At 34.9% G+C, this 21,250-nt stretch carries 18 protein-coding genes; 7 read left to right on the plus strand and 11 right to left on the minus strand.

Annotated features, from left to right (window positions below):
- Positions 1-4: 4 nt before the first annotated feature.
- Positions 5-1,129 carry a hypothetical protein gene (locus tag CIK00_RS14880; protein WP_065208232.1) on the minus strand — a complete coding sequence of 375 codons (1,125 nt, stop codon included), beginning with the start codon at positions 1,127-1,129 and terminating at the stop codon, positions 5-7.
- A gap of 105 nt (positions 1,130-1,234) precedes the next feature.
- Between CIK00_RS14880 and CIK00_RS14885 the strand changes: the two genes are divergently transcribed.
- Positions 1,235-1,795 (plus strand): thioredoxin fold domain-containing protein, encoded by a 561-nt coding sequence (locus tag CIK00_RS14885; protein WP_065208233.1) that lies wholly within the window; start codon positions 1,235-1,237, stop codon positions 1,793-1,795.
- 158 nt (positions 1,796-1,953) lie between these two features.
- Here CIK00_RS14885 and CIK00_RS14890 read toward each other — a convergent pair whose 3' ends face one another.
- Together CIK00_RS14890 and CIK00_RS14895 are read right to left on the minus strand one after the other, a co-directional pair.
- The gene (locus CIK00_RS14890; protein ID WP_065208234.1) at positions 1,954-2,613 is read right to left on the minus strand and encodes an HNH endonuclease; all 660 of its coding nucleotides are present in this window, start codon (positions 2,611-2,613) and stop codon (positions 1,954-1,956) included.
- Positions 2,606-4,174, minus strand: a complete 1,569-nt coding sequence (locus tag CIK00_RS14895; RefSeq protein ID WP_162272544.1) for an AAA family ATPase — start codon at positions 4,172-4,174, stop codon at positions 2,606-2,608. Before CIK00_RS14895 ends, CIK00_RS14890 begins: the two co-directional genes overlap by 8 nt.
- A gap of 558 nt (positions 4,175-4,732) precedes the next feature.
- On the opposite strand from CIK00_RS14895, the gene CIK00_RS14900 reads away from it, so the two are divergent.
- Together CIK00_RS14900 and CIK00_RS14905 are read left to right on the plus strand one after the other, a co-directional pair.
- Positions 4,733-5,584 carry a hypothetical protein gene (locus CIK00_RS14900; RefSeq protein ID WP_065208235.1) on the plus strand — a complete coding sequence of 284 codons (852 nt, stop codon included), beginning with the start codon at positions 4,733-4,735 and terminating at the stop codon, positions 5,582-5,584.
- Between the two features lie 354 nt (positions 5,585-5,938).
- Positions 5,939-6,343: a hypothetical protein gene (locus CIK00_RS14905; protein WP_144043166.1), complete on the plus strand. Its 405-nt coding sequence runs from the start codon at positions 5,939-5,941 to the stop codon at positions 6,341-6,343.
- Positions 6,344-6,438: 95 nt separating this feature from the next.
- On the opposite strand, the gene CIK00_RS14910 is transcribed toward CIK00_RS14905, so the two are convergent.
- On the minus strand, positions 6,439-7,140 hold the full coding sequence (locus CIK00_RS14910) for a DUF4400 domain-containing protein (RefSeq protein ID WP_065208237.1): 702 nt from the start codon (positions 7,138-7,140) through the stop codon (positions 6,439-6,441).
- A 139-nt stretch (positions 7,141-7,279) separates the two neighbouring features.
- Between CIK00_RS14910 and traD the strand changes: the two genes are divergently transcribed.
- The 4 genes from traD to CIK00_RS14930 all read left to right on the plus strand — a co-directional run bounded on the left by traD (position 7,280) and on the right by CIK00_RS14930 (position 14,408).
- Positions 7,280-9,541 carry a type IV conjugative transfer system coupling protein TraD gene (gene traD, locus CIK00_RS14915; RefSeq protein ID WP_082960765.1) on the plus strand — a complete coding sequence of 754 codons (2,262 nt, stop codon included), beginning with the start codon at positions 7,280-7,282 and terminating at the stop codon, positions 9,539-9,541.
- Between the two features lie 663 nt (positions 9,542-10,204).
- The gene (locus CIK00_RS14920) at positions 10,205-10,924 is read left to right on the plus strand and encodes a hypothetical protein (RefSeq protein ID WP_065208239.1); all 720 of its coding nucleotides are present in this window, start codon (positions 10,205-10,207) and stop codon (positions 10,922-10,924) included.
- 1,689 nt (positions 10,925-12,613) lie between these two features.
- Entirely contained in the window at positions 12,614-13,912 is a 1,299-nt protein-coding gene (locus CIK00_RS14925; RefSeq protein ID WP_065208240.1) for a RepB family plasmid replication initiator protein, read from the plus strand.
- A 70-nt stretch (positions 13,913-13,982) separates the two neighbouring features.
- Positions 13,983-14,408 carry a hypothetical protein gene (locus CIK00_RS14930; protein ID WP_065208241.1) on the plus strand — a complete coding sequence of 142 codons (426 nt, stop codon included), beginning with the start codon at positions 13,983-13,985 and terminating at the stop codon, positions 14,406-14,408.
- A 424-nt stretch (positions 14,409-14,832) separates the two neighbouring features.
- Here the strand turns inward: CIK00_RS14930 and CIK00_RS14935 are convergent, their stop codons facing one another.
- From CIK00_RS14935 to CIK00_RS14965, 7 genes are all read right to left on the minus strand, one after another.
- Entirely contained in the window at positions 14,833-16,002 is a 1,170-nt protein-coding gene (locus CIK00_RS14935; RefSeq protein ID WP_082960767.1) for a DNA cytosine methyltransferase, read from the minus strand.
- Between the two features lie 83 nt (positions 16,003-16,085).
- Entirely contained in the window at positions 16,086-16,568 is a 483-nt protein-coding gene (locus CIK00_RS14940) for a hypothetical protein (protein WP_065208242.1), read from the minus strand.
- A gap of 39 nt (positions 16,569-16,607) precedes the next feature.
- Positions 16,608-17,003 (minus strand): hypothetical protein, encoded by a 396-nt coding sequence (locus CIK00_RS14945; RefSeq protein WP_065208243.1) that lies wholly within the window; start codon positions 17,001-17,003, stop codon positions 16,608-16,610.
- A gap of 81 nt (positions 17,004-17,084) precedes the next feature.
- On the minus strand, positions 17,085-17,390 hold the full coding sequence (locus tag CIK00_RS14950; RefSeq protein ID WP_065208244.1) for a hypothetical protein: 306 nt from the start codon (positions 17,388-17,390) through the stop codon (positions 17,085-17,087).
- A gap of 241 nt (positions 17,391-17,631) precedes the next feature.
- Entirely contained in the window at positions 17,632-17,961 is a 330-nt protein-coding gene (locus CIK00_RS14955) for a hypothetical protein (RefSeq protein WP_065208245.1), read from the minus strand.
- A gap of 255 nt (positions 17,962-18,216) precedes the next feature.
- Positions 18,217-18,891: a transglutaminase-like cysteine peptidase gene (locus CIK00_RS14960; protein ID WP_065208260.1), complete on the minus strand. Its 675-nt coding sequence runs from the start codon at positions 18,889-18,891 to the stop codon at positions 18,217-18,219.
- 424 nt (positions 18,892-19,315) lie between these two features.
- On the minus strand, positions 19,316-21,073 hold the full coding sequence (locus CIK00_RS14965) for a DUF6884 domain-containing protein (RefSeq protein ID WP_065208246.1): 1,758 nt from the start codon (positions 21,071-21,073) through the stop codon (positions 19,316-19,318).
- Between the last annotated feature and the right edge of the window lie 177 nt (positions 21,074-21,250).

Below are 21,250 nucleotides of genomic sequence, written 5' to 3' on the forward strand. Positions count from 1 at the left end.
TACCCTACTTTGCATCAACAATGAAAATTTCTTTAATAGACTCGACCAACTGATGTTTGATCTTTGTATTATATGGTTGAAGCATTTTTGTAAGAACAGCATCAATATTATTTTCAGCAACTACAGGGTAATCAACGCTGATTGGGTAATCTTGTGCCGCTAACCAACCGCGTTTTTGATCTAATTTCCAACCAAATTGTTTCGCAAGGTTTTCGATGTTGGTGCTTAAACGTCCGGCAGTCATATTGTATAGCGCAACGTTATCTGCACTGTGTAGGTGGAAAACAACCTGCTTAGAACCAGGGAATATTTTAGCATTGACTGTTTGGCCGCCTAACTCTGTTAGCTTTGTAGCAACGCCATATACAAAATCATTTACTGACGCTGTATTTAACTCAAAGTTAGAAACCGCTTTAGAGTTTAAGCTCTTTGCGGTTTTGTCGTTCAGCATCCAAATGGGGCTATAACCAAATTTGTCTAATTGTTTAATTACAGCTAATGAAAGCATATTGCCACTATTTACCTGAATTGATTGTTTTAATGGCTGAATCTTAGTTACTGTCGTTACTGCTTTTAATGATTCAGCACCAGTCATTCGATTGTTGTCCAATGCCGGTTTTGTGTCTAGCGTAGCCTTGGTTGCAACTGATTTTAATGGTGTTTTTGTTTGTTGATTAAAGCCGTTACTGAAATTTAAAGGGGTGGTAATAATAATTGGTTGGCTATCAATATTAATAGTTTCATAGCCATGATTATTGCTCATTGCCGCCTTACCATCACAAAGATTGTTAAGCGTTACTTTAATTGAATTAGTATTTGCGGTGGCTGCTAACTGAGGGATTGCCGTATAAACACTATTAAGCGCGTCTTGAGCGTTACTTGTTGATTTAATTGTAACGTTTTTGGTAATACGTAATTTAGTTCGGTCTATTTTATTATCCCAATCAACCGTTTCGAGGTCATACATTTTTGCTAGATAGTTTGTTGCCGTTTGTAATGACGCGCCTTTCTCAAACACAACAAGATCGTTTGAAACCGCTGCTACAGGGCTATTAGAGACAGAAGAACACCCCGTCATAGCCACGATAGCAGTAGCAATAACACTGTTTAGTAATTTACGTTTTGGCATGATTCGCATCTATTTGTTATTAGTTGATGCAAGTAGGTTAAGTTACGTTTTTAAAACCACTTTAATTAGTGTGTAAAGCTCAAATTATTGATAAGTGAGAATGTAATGATCAAAAAGAAAATAACAGCAACATTGTTTGCCTCAATGTTTTTATTTCCATGCTTGAGTGTAAATGCAGAAAGTGGTGGTAATACTCATTCGATTTTGCAAACTACAAAATCAACTGCACTTCAACAGGTACTTACATCGTTTGGCGATATAGCGATTAAGATCCCTGCAGATAATAAAGAAACAAATAGCATCGTCATGCTGTACGACAACCAGTGCAAATATTGCAACGAGTTCCTAATGAACATACCCACTCTTAGCTCTAATGGTATAACTGTATATGTCATGCCATTTTTAAATCATGGTGCATACACCCCTGAATCGAAATCAATGTATTTAGCGTGGTCAACAAGCAAACCTCTAACTTCTTTACTTAGTAAACAGTTTCCAAGCAAGCCAGATCCAAAAATAGCAGAACGCATATTTGAATTTACCAAATATGCCAAGAACCAACTGAATGTAACCAAGACACCGTATCTTCTTTTAGAAAATGGAGAGTTTATTGATGGTTTAGTTTCACCTTATAATTTAATCACTTACCTAAAATCAGCCAGCTAGCACCCACCTACTATGGACTAGTTAAAATAAATTTTATCAGTGATATGAAAACCCTTATGCCAGAAACGGAAACGTCAAATTGAATATATAATTCAAGAGAGAGAGTGAGCTACTTTTAATCGAGTAATGATTTAAATAGCTCACTATTTTTATATACATTAATTATTAATTATATTCTTTAAATTAGTTAAAGCATTAAAGCGTGTTATTATATCATCAGATTCAATTAATTTCCTTGCTGCTTCCATTAAATCATTATCACTATATATTTCTTTTTCATATCCAAACTTGGAGAATTTTCTATTTAACCCACAAGCATATATTGTAAAAGAACCCTTTCTTTCTTTATGATCATCTTTGCTAATGAAAAAGCCATTAAATTTTTCTAAATGATTATGCCAAACATCAAAGTGTGGATGAACAATTAAAAAAGATTTAGAGCTTCTTGGGTATTTTATAAATTCTTTTTTTAATGTATTAGTTGTATTTTTATTTATTTCTTGATCTCGTTTTATTTGATTGCAGTCAGCACAAATTACACATAAATTTTTAGGCTCAAATATAAACTGAGGGTAAATTGATTTAGGTACTATATGTTCAACATGTGCATTTCCAACAGCAACAATAGATAAATCTTTTTTACAAAAAGCACATTCGCCTTTCTGTAAGTTACGATAATAATTTCTAATATAGCACCTTAAATCAAGTAAACTATCATCACCCCAGTCTTTATAACTAAATGAACTACAATTCTTTTTTGTAGCAATCAATTGAAGTTGTTGTTTGCTAAATATTATTTTCTCTTTTATATCAGCCATATATTTTATACATTTCTTTTAGTGTTATTATCAAGTCATAAAGAGCCGAGTCCTTATCCATATCCATTACTATTTTAATTAAAAATTCATATTCTTCTCTTTTTTCATCACTTATAGATTTATACTTACTAATATGAGTAAATAAATTCATAGCTATTCTAATTAAGTATTCATTGTTTGGGCTATTTACACCAAACACCCTCGCCATTTGATAATCCATTGACTTATGGTGAACATCAATACCTTTTATTGGTTCAAGTGGGTTATATGATATATTTGTAACAAATGAATTAACTTTAGATAAAGATGAAACTATATGAGGTGAATGTGTAGCTAAAATAAAGTGACACCAACGATAATTATTAAATAATTTATGTAGAAATGGTATAAATTCAGATTGCCATTTTGGATGTAAACTCAGTTCTGGTTCATCTATCAATATAATTGAATTGTTTTTTATTTCACTAGCAATTGCAGTTATCATATGAAGATAACACAGCTCACCAGAACTCTTTTCTGATATTTTTGTTTGAACCATTTCTTTTGAATCAAAAAATGATAGATCATTAGCTGAAATAACATCTAATAATAAAAGTTTCTTTATTGCTCTAAGTGATTTTTTATCTTTAACACTTTGATTATAATGATACTTAATGTTTTTAATTTCGTTTTTATTTAAAATCAAAGTATCAACAGTAGAAACATCACAATTATAGCAATAGGATAAGAATGAATATATGGCATTTCTGATTATGTCCTTTTCTCTTTTTATTTCATAAGACTCATACTCCATTATAAAAAAAGAATCCACGGTACTATTAATATCAAACATTTCTATAGTAGAATAACTATCATTTTCTCTTATTAATTTTGTTTTTATTTTTACAGTTAGATCAAAATGCAAATCACACTCTAAATTTAATTTATTTAATGTTTCATCAACATGATTTGAATTATTAGCAATAAACCTCAAAATAGAATAACTAATCTGTTTTGATTTCAAGTCATTTAAGTTCTGCGGTTTACTATTATATGATACATTATAATTTGATGATGCTTTGTTGTAATAAAACTGCGGAAGTTTAATAAATGAACTGCTTATCTGTGACGTAATATTTTCTTCTGGAAACTTGTCAAATAAACAATTACTAACACTAATTATTCGTTGAGGCATTGGTACCATATGATGATAACCATCAATCATTAAAGATATATCATATTCTATAATGGAATCGTCTTTAACTTTTGTCACTTCACCTCTTGAATAAGAAATATAACAATTCTCAGTATAATTAAGGTAGTGAATCGAGCCTTCTTCATTATAATTTTTACTTATATATTTTTTGTTGTAAAAAGCTTTATTAGACAAATCGTTATATTGGTATATTTTTGACAACCTTTCATTAGTAGATAAAAATATATTACAGATTTTACCTAAAAGCCTACTTTTACCAGAAGCATTCACTCCAATTACAACAGAAAAAATATTTTCATTATTTAAAGGAGTATCTGTACAAAGTCTAATTGATTCACCATCAAAATCAACTTGCTTAATTATCATATTTAAATCACTCGCATCATACCAATAAAGCATTATTTACATACATGTAAGAATATATTTTGTAATTAAAATATTGTGTATCACATCGGTTCCTAATTCCTTTTTAACGAAAAACAGACTGAATTTACACATTAAATCAAAAGAAAAATATTCTCTATATATTTTTGTTAAGTCTTTATTTTAAATGATTTTCATACATGAAAATTATGACTCTACACAACTCTGGTAGTATATATTTCAATATTGCTAAAAATCGTATTCATCAGTTGCTTGGTAAATCATTAAACTTCATTTATCTCCACTCAACATCATATCGTAGCCCTGTAGTGGAATATTCGTCTTTAACTGCTCCACCTCTGTATATCGTCCAACCTTGCTGTACCATTTTTCCTTATATGATAATTTCAAAGTTCTGGTTAGTGTTCTTTAGATGCATCTGAAACAAACCATAACAATTCCCTCGCAACAACCGCATTCCAGTCACTTAGGCGCATAGTCAAAACGTGTTAAAATAGTAATTAACAAAATTACTTATCACTGTCTTTTACTGGTAGAGCTATGAATTACGAGAAAAGCTGCCTCGCTCGCGTGAACAACATCGAATGGATTGATTTCTACACTCTTGAACAAGAGTTCTTTGAATATCTAGCTATAAATGGAACGGTTCTAAAAAGTGAAGATGGTTTTGAGCCTCAGTATCACAAAATAGAATTTCGCGGAAAGAGAACAATTTACGCGCCACCAATGTATGTGCGATCTGTTATCTCAGTAGCTAAATCAGCTATTCCTACAATTCGGAAATATAAGAAAGACCTAGAAGCCGCATACAGAATTGCAATGCAGTCTATAAACAAATCATTCAAATCATTCCCTAGTAGATTTCCAAGCATTGAACCAGATCTATCTCAAATCAACATTTGGAGACAGGCTGCAACTTCAAGCAAAATATTAAAGCATGGTGACGTTGCACCCATTTGCCGTTTCTTCACCGATGCAGATAGCCGCGAGAACGCAAAGCAAACTGTTGACCACTTAAAAGTTAATTACAACATTCAAGCAAAACTACTCAAAAGTAATATGTCGCTTCGAGGTGGATTAAGTACCGAGCCATGCGTCTACGTAACTGCACCAGTAAATGAATTACTATCACATTTTGGTGTGAGTTCTATTCGTAGTAGACGAGAAAGCGGTACTCAGTATCGAGCTCATTGTTATGCTGCAGATGAACGAGGATCTTTTAGGATTGGTTATGGATTAGTTATTACCACTGGCCACCCAGAAATTTATGAGACTGTTCCTCAACGTGAAAGAGCACATAAAACAACATTGATTAAAAAGCCGTTGTACTTTTCTAATATCGGGAAAATTGCCGGTCAGTTTGTTGAACTGTACGAAGAAGACAATAAATAACAGCCAAGCTATGATTTACGATAACTAATTATAAATGATGTTAATTTTTAATGGTTAATGGTAATTAACAGCGATTAATCATCATTATATCTAATTTACTGTAAATCACACTTGTATATAAAATACACTAAGCACATTTCACCCACAACCAAGACAACTACTTAAAAGATAATATTGTAATATTTAAAAAGTATTAAATAAATATTACTTACAATATAAATAAAACTATAAGCTACTGTTATAAAGGGGTTGTGAGAGTTAAATTTGAAATCTACAATATTATTTACATATTACTATAGAGATAAAGCAATATTATTTGTATATTTATAGCGACAAAAAAACAGGTCGCACAAAATGAAAGGTTTGCAGAAAATGCTCGTTCTAAACAAAATAAATACAACGATGATCCCATTTGCTCACGGACTGATTAGCATTGCATCTATAGCAGCATTGTTTAATAGCGGTATCTCATTTAGAAACGATAAGCCAATTGAGTTCTTCGTTGAAAAAGTCAGTAACCAATGTGGTTACAGTATTCCTAAAACAATTCTGATCAATGAACCTAATGGTTATGGGCGGTTTTTACACGCGATTGAAGAACAACATACTAATGAGTTATTTGCGGCTTATGAATTGGTACACATCAACTTAGAGTGCCAGGTCGAGCTTGCATCATATCTAATTACACTAAAGAGAAGTAAAATCACTGGCAGTGAAATTGAAGATTATTTGATGAAAGGCAATATTTTTATTGCATGAGTTATGCACAATTCCTGTAGATTAAAATTGTATAACGTCATTGAATAGGCTCTGTATTACTGACACAACGAGGTGACAAGTAATACAGAGTTTTTTTAGTTAAATTTCGAGAAATTTGATACAGCAGCGCGTATACCAACCCCACTCAACAATATGATTGGCAATAACCATAGAGTTGGATGGTTATCTGTCGGTGCAACCAAATAAATCAACATGAATCCTACTAGTGGAACACCCACCAAGTGCATTGAGATCGACCATTTTAAACCACTATCTCTTACGCCAGTGTAAATGCGTTCCTTCCGTAGCACGAATCCATCTGCAAACATGCATAACCAAACAATAAAGAACAAAGGCAATGAACTAACAACATACGACATTTTAATGATCGTTGTGAATACAACAAAGATTGGAATATATAACCAAGCCCTCATTCCAACTTGCGGAGTTAGCATTAACTCTTTCATATTTGTATTAAAAAGTCCTGACACACCATCCATAAAATAACTTGTTACAGATAATGGATCGATCATGTATTTATGCCCTGTTTTATCCAATGATAAAAATTCAAAATATTTGATTAACACTAATCGGCTATGATCTATTCCTTTGTCTACAAAGCCAAATATTACAGCAACATACTCCACACCTATAGCTATAATTATTAGTAAGAATGAAACAATAACTATTTCAAACGCCAGCCTAAATAAAGCACCAATACCACCTGTATAACGTGGTGGCTTCTCTCTTTTTTGTGAACTGCCTTGTTGTGAATTTCCCTTGTTTTCTTGAGCCATAATTACCCTCCGTTTACGATTTTCACATAAAAGTTAAATTCATCATTGATTAGACAATCAGCGATTAAACAACTAATCCATGTTGATTTTGTAAACAGCAATATCGTTACGCTACGACTCAATTAAAAACAATATTGATATGACTGTTGAATACAGAATGGATGGGCAATTACGCCCAATAACCGAATACAAAGCAGCTTTGGTTAGCTCGTTGGGTACTTACGCCCTAGCTGCAGTTCCTAGCCTTGCTGGTTTACCTGCATCACTCAGCTATACATTGGCTGTAGCTACCGCAGCAATGGCTGGAACACAGATTGTTAATGGTCGCAAGTTAAAGCGTTATCAAAAAAATCTAACGCGATTAGAAGCGTTCGCAATGACCACAGAAGAATTACCTGTTTCTGAAACAGAGTTCTATCTCGGCAAAGGTTTTGATTGGACTCAAGTACATGCCCAACGCGCCTATGAATGCCAAAAGCAAAACGGTCGGAAGTACATCAAGCAATCACCCCTTTATTATAAAGCGCGTGAATTAGAACGATATGCAGCAAAAACAGGTAAATTGCGCCTAATCGCAGACCTAACAAGCTCTGGAAAAATAATTAACGGAAAAAAAATAGCTAAACGCCTTAATCGAATAATTGAAAAAAGACCGGCACTTAAACCACTGGCTACAATCAGTAATAAACTCAATTACATTAACTTAATTGATAATCCATATGCGCCACTCCCTCCCGTTGGTGGTGAGCCTTATCTACATGGTGTAGGTGCAAGTGAAGAAAAAGATATGTTCATGGAGCTCGGTGGCCGAAATGGACATACGCTTGTTATGGGCACTACCCGTGTGGGTAAAACCCGTGCAGCAGAGTTATTCATATCTGCAGATATTGCCCGTGTTGTAAAACGTAAGATTACTTATCGTGGGTATGACGGTTCAATTGTCAAAAAAGTAGTGACTGAGCCAGAGGCAATGGTTGCAGTGCTTGATCCAAAAGGTGATGCAGATTTACTTGCTCGTTGCTACTCAGAAGCAAAGCGGCATGGACGCGAGTTCATTCTATTTCACCTTGGCGCGCCAGACGTTACAGCCCGTTATAACGGTATTGGGCACTTTAGCCAGATCTCGGAGTGTGCGACCAGATCGACGAACCCGTTAGGTGGCGGCTCAGATAACGCATTTAAAGAGTTCGCGTGGCGATTCTCTAATGTTATTTGTACTGCTTTATGCCGACTACGTAAGCGTCCTAGTTATGACCTGATCCGTAAATACATCATGGATATGGAAGTGCTGTATCTGGAATACTGTAAAATGCTGATGGTTGAGCTAGAAATTGAAAACTGGCAAGAACTACACGAAGACTTGAAGCAAACAATGAAAGGTATTCCAGCGTCATTAAAGGCAATGTCACGCGAATCTTTAGCTTTTTATATGCTTATTAAAGAACAGCAAGAAGCCGGTAATATGAAAGATGATCCGGTATATGAAGCTGTACTTAACGCTGTCCGTTATGACCCAAGTTACTTCTCTAAAATTACAGCTAGTTACTTACCGTTCCTTGAAAAGCTATGTAGCGGTGACAACTTAAAAGTATTGTCTCCCAACTATGATGACTTAGATGATCCTCGCCCTGTTTTCGATTGGACTCAAGCAGCACGTAAACGTGCCGTTGTTTATTGTGGTTTCGATGCCATGACAAACCGTGACGTAGCTAGTGCATGTTCAAACGCCATGCTCTCTGACCTACTGAGCTTATCCGGTAAAATATATAAGTCAGGCATTAACTATGGTGTAGATGGTTGTTTATCAACTGAAAAACCTGTTTGTTATTTGCATCTTGACGAAGCAAACGAAATGGTTGGTGAAGAATTTATGCCAATTTTGAACAAAGCTGGTGGTTCAGGTATGCGCGTAACTGCTTATACACAATCAAGACAGGATCTTACAGTTAAACTTAATGACAGAGCCAAAGCGGAGGTATTGGAGTCTAACTTCAACACCTTAATAATGTTCCGTGTCAAAACCGAAGATACAGCTAAGTTATTCACCGATCAGCTACCAGAAGTAGACCTGTATGACACAAAAATACAAAACGGTGTCACACCTGATTCTGGAATTATAGATGATGGATTGGACACTAAAGTATTTTCAACTCGCGTTAGTGATTCTGTTGGTACAGCCAAAACCCAAAAACTCATTACACCAGATCAGATCATAGCCCTCCCCAAAGGACAGGCATTTTGTATTGTCGAGGGTTCAAGAGTTATCAAGGTACGATTCCCGTTACCAAAAGAGAGCGCATCCACACTACCACCTGATATTGAATCACTATGTTCAGCTATGCGAACCAAATACAACTCATATGACGGGTGGTGGAATGAACCAACGTCACATGTTCAATAAAGTAAACTTGTAATAATCAAAAATAACATTCAGGAATAGATTTTGAAAATAACAAAAACAATTACCTCTCTATTTGTTTGCATTCTGCTTTCAGCATGTAGCACCCCTGCTGAACATAGTGAGAGGATCAATACTAAAATAAACGAAGATAACCATATAGTAAAAGACCTTGAAGTGACCTATTTAGTTTCTTCCGATAAATGCATTAAGTTCTCACAGTCAATAGTGGAAATTAAAAATCTAAATAGCAATAAACCCATACCTAAGTATTTATTGAGCCACGAACGAATTAATTGCCCTTAATAAACCATTCATAAAATATTCATTAAGACCGCTCTTTAAAAGGCGGTTTTTTTATTGATTAATCACCATTGCCAGCTAGTAGCTATTTGAAAAATCAAGATAAAAAATAATTACACATATTAATAGTTACAAATCAATTAGTTGATACATTTCAACAAATAAACCATTACTTTCTTATACCCCATCAAATATTTACTACAAGAATGAATACCCACCCAGCATTACCACATATCGCCTATCTATATATTCAAAAAAAGTTTTTTAAATATTTCAAGTTTATCCAAAAACAATATAGGTAAAACTTAATACAAATCAACATTCACGATAAAATACCACTAGTACATCATTATGAGAATCACGATGCAGCCACTAATACTTATTGACGATGATGAAATTGATCGCGTTCTAAATATGTCATTACTAGAAACATTTGGCATTAGCACTACGAACAACAAAACACTAGCTCGACAGGTGTTCTATTCAACATTCAAATATACAAACCGACTCATTGGCCTAGCAAATAAATATGGCTACAAACTAGAAGTTAAAGCCGTAAACCCTAAAAATTCCAAATATGAGCCAGGGGAACGTTATAGAATTTCATTGAGTTATAAAGTGATAGGAATTGATCCAAAAGAAGTATCGCCAGAGTTCAAAGCAGAGCTAAAAACAGAACAGTTACGCTTCGCACAAGAATCACTTTATCAACAAGTGCGTTTAGAGAATGAATTATTCGTAGAACGACTAGCGGTAAAATTAAATAGATTTAAACGATTAAATGATCTTATGTCTTTAAACACTATCGCTGAAATGAGTGCAGAATGCTTTTCACGCAATAGTAAAAAAGCAAAACCACGGATGATCTGTAGAAAGTATCTAAGACAATACCTCAGCAATCCAAATCGTGTAGCTAGTGCCAAAAAGCAATTTGAATCAAGCCCGTTATTTGTTGAGTTTAGATCTAACTTCATTGCCGAAATTCAAAGGCTATCTGTACTACTGGATATTTCATTTATTGAGTTCAAATACCAGACAGTAAAATACATAGAGGATCAAATTAAGCAACAAAAGGTAATTTAAAAAAGAGCTTCGGCTCTTTTTTTGAACGTAAAATATACAGCCATGATTTATGAATAATCATGATTATTTAGATATACTTATCAAAAACCGCAAATATTGATGTTAATTTATTATTTTCAGTTATCCATCACTTTTAAAGTTAATCGTATACGCTGACGACTTCACGATTAACTTTAAGTAACAACTTCTCCTGCGCCACACCATCAAACATGCCATACGAACGCCTCAATCGCTCTGTACAAGTCCCAAAGCTCTTATCTCGACAGGTAGTTCAGATTATCGTTAAAAGCCTTACATCACGCTACAGGCTGATCTTATCATTCACTTCAAACTGAAAAGATCACGCGCCGTAGTCACTTCCCATATAGCTCTAAAACGCCCCGAGAATAAACCTAAGGCTTTATTGCCCCAATTACCCTATCAAGTTAGCACTATCTTATTGGTGGCTCTTAGAATCGCTTACAGGGGATAATTTAAGAAAAGATCGGTAATTGATCTTTTAAGATCCAATTCAGGATCTTCTGTTGGGATCGTGTTTGTATAACTAGTTCGCAGTGTGTTTTTATTTTTGCTGTTTTAAATTTTAAAAAAATGGCTCTAAAGATCTTTTATTTATTTTTACTTTAAACTTTAACGCTTTAATACTTTAGGTACTTTAGGCTTTACTTTAAGCTTTACTTTACACTTTAAGCTTTGTCTGATTTTAAGTTACTGATTAATATTTGAAATAAGGCAATATACAGCAACAAGATCCCGTTGAATAGCAACAAGATCCCGTTGAACAGCAACAGAATCCCGTAGATACAGCAACAGAATCCCGTAGATACAGCAACAGAATCCCGTGATACAGCAACAGAATCCCGCGATACAGCAACAGAATCCCGTGATACAGCAACAGAATCCCGTTGAACAGCAACAGAATCCCGAAGATACAGCAACAAAATCCCGTAATTTAGGGTGATAAATACCCTTGTTGGTTTTATTTTAACCGTTACCGCATGTGGATAATGAAAAAACATAGCAACAAAATATCGTGGTTATTCATTAATTCCCTCTCGAAACGAAAATACAGCAACAAAATCCCGAAACTTGATGCAATCAAAAACAAAAAACGGTCATATTTTCCGATAGTGCTCACAAAAAACACTAGGAATAGGCCAAAGAAAGATACAGCAACAAAATCCCGAAAATATAATCCTTGTAGGGGTGAAAAATCAGCGGTAGATCACTTGTTGTTCAAAAAACAAGCGGTTGTTTTAGTGGGGCTGTCAAATACAGCAACAAAATCCCGTTAATTTGCCGGTTTACGAAAAAAACCATGCCGATTTTGTCTTTACTGTGGGTGTTTCTTGGTTGATATGTATTATTATTGTTTCTGTAATGTGTATTTTATGTGACTATAAATTTAACAAGTGGTTATTTATCAATAAGTTATATTTTATCAAGTCTAGCTTACATGATTTCGTGAACTTGTAGATTATCGGCTTTGATGTTGTCATATCTTATGTGATCTAAAACACGTTATTTTTCATAAGTATCTGAATATAAATGATTATATTTGAATGTGGTTTTTAGGTGTTAAATATGGCAACACTGGCTGTGTTCAATGTTGCTTTATTTGTTGACGATACATCTAACTCATGTTGAAATGACGTTCTAATAATAAAAATCTTTAAGTTTGGGATGACTATGAGTAATAAGCTAAGTGCTACAAGTGAACAGCCACAAACAATGCTTTATCGTATGCCAGAAGAATTGAGGTATATCATTCCTGCTAAGTTTTTATTTGGTCGCCAAGAACTAAATAAAAATCAACGTAAGATTGTTGCGTTATTACTTTTACAAATTAAGCAATGGCGTGATGAATTATATGAAAGTGATCTAATCAACGGCAAAATGTCCGTTACTGAATTATCAGTAGATGAACGTAGAGCTCACTACAATAATTTTCGCCCAGATCCAGACACAATACCTAAACACCATTTGGCTGTTCGTTTTCAGCAGGACATTATTAAGAAAATGTTTGGCAGTATTGATTACGAAACTCATCGTATTATTGGTCGAGCATTAAAAGGGATAATGGGACGAGTAGTACATGAACAAGATCGTGATGCCGCAGGTAAGCTAGTCACTAAGATGTACGTGATTATTCCAAAAGCTGAAATTTCCGGTGGTGTATTAGAAATATTAATCGACCGTGATGCTGCAATTAAACTTATTGATCATTCAAAAGGTTATTCTGACACAGATCTTTCTATTTGGACTGAGCTTGATGGTGGTTACAGCCAGAAATTACTTGAAGTAATCAGCAAGAACAAACGTCATGTAAATGGCATGACTATGAGTATTGAAGACTTCCGTTTTACGTTCGCGTGTGATTACAAGACGTATTCACGCAAAGATGTTGAGGATGCTATAAAGCGTGGTGATGATAGTGTTCGCTACGGTGATCATGTTCTGAAATACAATCCGAAAACAGAAATTTTTGAAAAAGTTCCCCTTTATCCTCGTATGCAATCATTACAGCATCGTGTTATTGAGCCAGCATTTCAGCAGTTACTAAGTAAGTCACAAGGTTATTGGGTTGCCACGGACAAGCCAGAAGCTGAGGGTGCAGAACCTAAAGGTTATGAACTTATCCGAGTTAAAAAGAAAATCACAGGCATTCGGTTTTGTTTGAAATATGTAAAGAATCCTGTTGTTAAGGCTATTAAAGAGAAAAAGCAAGAGGCCAAGGATGAATCTATCCCACTACTGGAAACAATGTCGCCAGTCATGAACTCGCTTGCGCAGACAATTATTGAGGTCAATAAAGTATCGGCAATCCTTGATGTTAAACAAGAACAAGTCAATGCATGGAAACTGGCAATTGACTCATATCTAACTACAAGAAAGCTTATCGAGAGTATGACAGATAAGCCTCAGCCGTTTTTCTCTAATGACGTAGACGAGGCAATAGAAAAATTCTATAAATACTTCAAAAAATAGCTTTCACACTAAAAACGCTAGTTAGCGCGTGACAACGTAATATGAGCCAAATAAAAGTACGAGGCTCAACATGAAACTTTACGCGCTAACTCTTACAATCATTTTTTCTATCAACTTTGCTCATGCCGGTTCTGGTGCTGTCGATTTATCGGGTTTAACTGCTCCGCAAAGTGTAATTGTTCAATCACAACTAAATCTATTTTCTGAAATTGCAGAAAGCAAAATTACTTTTCGAAACCACCAGCAGTATTTCAAAGATTTACAAACTATTATTTATTGTGGTTATGAGGCATTCAGTAATAATCAACTAAAGTTCAGCCAGATTACGAAAGTGAATGAAGATTTTATTTTTGATACCAAGTTGCTAAAAAATAAATATAAAGTCTTGATAGCTAATCAATTGTCATTACCAAATGACCTGTCTATTTGCACAAAATTTCATGATACTCAAATAGCTTTAAGCTACGGTAATGAAGTTATGGATGAACTGTTTTAATACTTAAAATATTGTTTTAAAATATTTTAAAAATATTACGTGTAGAAGTGTGATATATAAAAATCAATAGGTTATATTAAATTGCCATGATTAGTAATACTGCGTTAATACTTTATCTATATTATTGTAGATGTTAAAAAAAAAGCCTCGCTATCTGTAGTCATACAGAATGCGAGGCTTTTTTACATGTGTGGCACTATTACTTCAACAAGTAGTAGTGCTTAGGCAGCGTACTTAAAAGAAGTAAAACTGCTATTTACGAAATTAGATATAGCTTCACCAATCACCTCACCGGCCTTAACAAAAGCGTTAAAGATAACGGACTGTCCAAGAATCTCATGTGCGATAGTATCAGACACACCGTTGATTAATCGGTTAGGTATTGTTTTGATCCGTGCATGTTCGTTTGGTGTAAACAGTCGAGTCAGTACATCATCAAATTTAGCTTTAATGTACGGCTCACTTGAACGGCACTTGTGATACACCCTACTACACCGCAATACTTACTGTTTTCATCTAAGAGAGTACGACCAAAGCCTTTACCAGCCATTTTATCACGTACCTCTTTATCAATAATATATTGAAACGTTTTCCAGCGAGTAGAATCTTCTGGTACATCATCCATTAACTCACCAAGTAAAGGCACTTGAATATTAGTATTAGGTACGATTTCATCAATATCGAATAAATCAGCTATTTCTTGAAGCATAGCTACTGCACAAAGACGATTTCTATTCTCGAATGCACCAAATTCATTTCCATTAACTACTTTCGTTTGTACCTTATAGCCTTGTTCCTCAAGAACTGAGCGGATAACACTAAAGCTCAGTGTTTTTTCATACTCAACTACATTTTCAATTAGAACGATTGGTGCTTTTAAGGCGAAGTTCAATGCATAGTGGAACATTGTTCCAGCTTCCGCATGTTGTTCAGCAGCAGAGAGCTTGTTCTTCGATTTTCCAGCAATGCTAGCTCCGGTACAAGGAATGCCCATTACGCCTATATCATAACGATCAGAACCGTTCGAGTTGACGTATTGCACTTTTGATTCAATCACGACACTATTTTCATCAAACAAGTGAGGATTGTTATTTAGTGAGGCATCGAGGTAAGCAGACTCACACTCAACAGCTAAAGCGATTTTAGATTTAATGCCAGCGTTACTCATACCATCATGAATTGCACTATCAAGCACACCGCCACCGTGAAACAGTGAACAAACACGTAATGGTTTACCCTCTTTTACACGATTAACTAATTGAGAAAGCATTTCTTTCTTAGCGGTATCGCTAGTCGTTCGACTAACAATGATGCCTTTTGGTGTAATAAGAACACGTACATTTTCATCAACATTATAAGCATCTAATTTAGAGCCAGTAATTTCGATGATCGGTAAGTATTCTTCACGCTTTTTACGCTTACTAACAATCTTGTCTGCGTTAGCATCACGTTTGATCGTTAACTTATCACCAGCAGTATCAACAGCGATGTTTGCACCCACATTGAAGCCGCAACGCGCAAGGCGAACTCCTTCAAGCCATAGACGCTTTTTGCCACGATTTAGACCGATCTTAGTATTGATTAGAAATTTCATTAGATTGTTCCTGATAGATAAAAGGTCACTCTGGAGTGACCTTGATATTGGATTATTGGATTTTAGAGATTGGGGATTGAGTGTTACTGCGGATCGTTTTGAATATTTTGCGCTAGTTTATCTAGCATAGTTAATCGGTGTTTGTACTCACAACGTAAGCCATTCACGCAAGTTAAATATTTTTCGTGATATTCCTTTATGCCACCCTGTTTGTAAGCGTCCAACACAATGGAAATATCATTACCAATTGGTGCGATGGTTTCATTGGTGAAATTTACATTTGAGATTGCATGGTATGGGTTATCACGATCATCTTCCAAAATGTCGAACTCAACTTGACTCAATGTTGGTAAGCCATATTTGTTCGGAATGAAAGATGATTTTGGGTACTTGCCATAGTCATACGTTGCGAACCTAAATAGAGGCTCTATTTCAAACTCAATTTCAGCTTGTGTAAGCCTTGTATGATTACTTAAAGCAAAGGTATCGCTTGATGAAAATGATTCGTTATCATCGTATACAAGCGTGATTAGAACGAATTTAGGTGTGATATTAGATAGAGGCATTAGGTTTTTCCTTTTGGGGATTATTAGATAGATGTTTGTTTAGCCAAAGAAAAGTGCTTGTAGCTCGTTATAACTTAATTCGCAAAGTACCTTATAAACATGAATCGTGAGGTCTTGTGTCGCTTGGTTATCGTGACTGTTATTTATCAATACTGATACGCTGTGATCAGTAAATGTAACGCCAGTTCTTGAAGTACAGACTGTTGAGTAAACACGATATTCGTAGCTATCACGATTAGTAAACGGGCATGAATTAAGAAACTCAGTTCGTTCGTAATCGTTAAGATCTGATTGCCAGTTAAAAGCAAACAATGCTGCTAGCTGTTGATGTTCTGTAAATGAATCAACATCAATGCCCTTTTGTTGGGCAAGGCTGTTAGCAGTATTAATCTCTTTATGGAAGTAAGCGTTGGGGTTTAGGTAATTATTAAGCATGGAGGATTGGCTTATAGATTGCTGGAACAAAAGCTAAGAACTTAGCCCTGGTAACTACGTTAGACATTGTTGTTTACAAAATCAAAAAGCACGTAGGTAGTCATGCTTGTTATAAAAACCATCAAGCATAGATTCAAACTTGCTTTCAACTTCTATAACTTCATCATTACTCATGCAGGTAAGGTGATCGTTTAGATAATGCGCTGGCATATGCGATAACACATAGTTAAATGTACCATTCACATTAAATAATTCATTTTTAAGTGAAAACTCACGATCAAAGATATTCTTACACTTGTTGAGTGCTGCGAGTAGAAATTGAGAATCAACATTATGGAATGTTTCTGCAATTTCAATGATGTTATTAATTTTAGAGTCGATAGACATAGTAGTATTTCCTGATAGGGAATTTAACAGATATAGGTAAACGCATGAACTGAATGTAGTTCATGGCGCGATATTGGACAGTTGGGAATGTTTAGATAGTTTAATAAGTAGAGTGCGGGGCTTTCACCGTCTGATGCCGTTATGAAGAATGGTAATGATAATAGCTAGCGTGATCATTGGCAAATAGTTTAAATAACCCCTCGTTTTAGGGCTAATGATTAATTCCAGAACAGAAGTAACTTTACTTTTTTAAATTGTATTGCAGCAACTTAGCTTTGCGTTCTTTACGTATTTCTTTTGCTTCTTTTGTGTTGCCATGCATAGTTATTGGATCGGGTTCTATATCTAAATACGCTTGCATCATTATCTGGTGTGTTTCTAGCACTTTTTTAGCTGCTCTTGAAACCATCTTATAATGAATGCCAGATCGAGCTGCAGCAACACTTGAGCTTTGTCCGTTTTTTGCCGCCCACAGTACCGCATCACGATTTAATTGAGGTATATCACGCAAAGAGTGAACAGCAAGACATGCTGCAATATGTTCTAATTTTATTCCACTTAATCTTTTCATGTTTAAACTTTTTATCTAGTCTTGAAATATTTTCTTAATATTTAAGAAGTATTGTAAATTCACTATTTTTACAAATAATCATTGAGTTAAGTGATCTTACAATACTACTAAAGTATTGTATTATTATTTATCCAGTATTTTTTAACTACTGATTAAATACGGATCTTACATTTTAAGTAATGGAGCTACCCATAAGTAGCCCATTTTATGATGTTCTTTTGATAATATTGTCATATTAAATTTCTTGATTATTGATTAGATAATTTTATAGTTTTCAGTAGGCAAACGCATAGCTGTACGAGTGTTCAAATCACCCCATAGAGATAAGCGTTTAGAGTTACCTGCAAATTTAGATTTGCCGTTTACAATTACCCAGACACCCACATCGTTAAACGAATACACCTGCTTTAAGTCTACTCGTACAGACATAGGAAGAACCTCATTCTGTATGTTATCCATTATAAGAGGACGAGCGGATTGATTAGAATAGTAACCTAGTACCATGTGCGGTGTTATATCGTTTGCAGTTGTGTATATTAGGCGTAGTTTTTCTTTATCAACACCCATGCGAGTTAGCACTTCTAACTTAGCAATTGCGTAGTCCTCACAATCACCCATACCCACACCAAGAAATTCAATAAGTGAAGCCCAGTAATCATCCTGCCCCCATAACACTGAATCTTCGCGGTAAAAAAACGCATTAAAGAAGTCGTTAACTACTATTAACTTTGTTTCAATAGGCGAGTTCGCATGTTTTGCCATGAGAACATTTAGGCGATCAAGTCGTACTTGTGCGTTAGAGCCGTACTTAACAGTGTAATTTGCGTTAGCCGTAAATGAATTAGCCGCCAATACTGGTGCGGTTGTCGTTATTAATAATGCGCCAACAATGGCTTTTCTTATTAATTTTAAAAAATGTTTATTTTTCATATTCTTAACCTCGTTCGTCATAACAATATAACTATAATAATTTTTAATTTTGTTTTCGGTAAGCGTCACCTAGTCTGATTTGTAAAAAATATAAGAAAAAATTTTACTTTAATTTTTCAATTAACAATTTTACTTTTCATTTAACACATCTACTTTTAAGTTACTGTTTTTAATTGGTTTATTTTTTATTTTTCATCGGCGTAAATTTTTTAGATACAAAAAATGCGCCCAAGGGCGCATCGTGGATTTTGAAATATTTAAAGTTACTCAACGAAATATCGGTAAGTAATAATAATTAAATCAATTATTAGTATTGTATTAATATTACCAACTACACAAAAACAATGACTTATGGTTGTTTTTATTTAAATGTAATATTTTTACAATATTTATGTAGGGCTACAAATATATTTAACAGCTATTGCTATTGTATATATTTCAACTCAGGTAGATAGAATAGTTGCCCTTGGAGGGGTTGGGGTAGTGTGTGATTAAACTCAACAGGTAGCATTACTGGTACAGGTTTTTTATCACCAACCATTGCTTTGCAAAGTGCAGCTATACGTCTTTCAACGCTAATTGACTCATGCTTACGTTCGCAAAACGTCATCCAAAAATGCGGCTTGGCTTTTTGAGTTAAAAAAGCAGGATCAATTCGACAAAGTAAATCATCTAACTCGACAATTGCATCATCTTCATTCATCGACATATAGCTTGACTGCTCACTTGTTGTAAATGCCAAAGCTGTTCCTTTAAATATTGCATTCCAATTATGTAGATACACACTAACAGAACGATTTAACAATTCAGTCATAGCCTCATAGATAACAGGTTCATCCCATTCGCTATCAATATCATGTGACTTGAAACAAACATCGTTAACTACACGATTATGCTCAATCATGTTTTTAGATAAGCGAAGTAGTTTAGTGCCTAGCAAGTTTGATTTCTTCTCGTTACCTATTAATGCTGGCGTTCGGCAAGTATCAAAGTGCGGTGTCATATAGCCGTATTGAGCCGCAAGGTTCAATCTATCCATATATGCCTGACCCGACTTCTCACACAGCCCTAAGAAATGCACTCTACGCCACACAGGACGCTTAACTTTACTGTTAGGTTTGATTGGTACTTTCATTTCCAGCAATCTTTCTATATCTGATAATGAAAGGCGTGGATGGATCTTATCTAAACCCTCAAATCCAGTATCAATACTCAAACGTGAGGGTACGCCAAGCGTGATATTTGGATGATAATTAAGAGCTTCAAGCATGTTAGTCGCATGATTAACAACATTCCCGCACTTATGTACAACGATCATTACTTGGCAACGGTTTGCCAGGGCAATTATTGCTTTAGCATGATCCGTAACGACTTTTAGGCTTTTCGTTGGAAACAATATGTCGTCAGGAACGACTAACGATAACCTACTCGCTTGTTCTACTGTCAGGCGATCTATGATGTTTTTGTAATTAGCAAAAACATCATTTGGAGTGACGTTTTCACCTTTGTTCATCGCTGTAATTACACCGTTATCAATGAATGAATATTGTGACTTTAGCGAATTGGATATGAAGTAAGGTAGGAAAGGTTTGGAGTCAAAATAGGCGAGTGACGTACCGATGTTGCAGCCAGCAGATAAATAGCCAATTGCTTCGTCAGCATTTGCCACCCCAGAACGGAAGATAACAGGCTTAATGCAAGCCTTGTTAACTATGGCATTAACGATACCTTTCACTCGACCACGCATATAGCCAATGCCACCACAGTTACGTGAGACATAGAGGTAATTAAGCCCTTTAAATCTGGATGTTAAGCCATTTTCAGTTAGGTGATCGAATGTATGTTGATACTTTAGCGTTAGGCATACGTAACAATCACGACCTTTAGTTAACTTTTCTTTAAGTAGTACGGTTGCCGATTTCTTGTGAGTCTTAATAAACTCGTTCATTTCCAAAGTGCCAATATTGGGCATTTCAAGATTGTAATGTGCAATTTGTGCATCTGCAGTAATTAAACCATGCTTGGCTGACATAATTAAAACATCTGCGTATTCACGTATATCACGACAGTTAGAGTTAATCAGAGAGAATATCTTTCCCTGATACAAATCATATGCGGCATGTACACCGAGTTTCTTTAAATCACTACAGTTGATGATAAGTAATGGTTTTGTATTGTTCATTAGATAATTCCATTGATTTTGTTGTAGACGCAATGCGTTTGCGCTATTTGATTGGGTTGTTGGTGAAAATTAAGGTTGGTGGTTTTTATGAGTATGCGCTTGAGAAATCGCTACTCATTTTTTGGTTCGATAAGTACAGGGGATATGGATAGATTTACTTGAGTTAGATGCTCAGAT

It is taken from the genome of Photobacterium carnosum (assembly GCF_002849605.1).
Taxonomy (GTDB): Bacteria; Pseudomonadota; Gammaproteobacteria; order Enterobacterales; family Vibrionaceae; genus Photobacterium; species Photobacterium carnosum.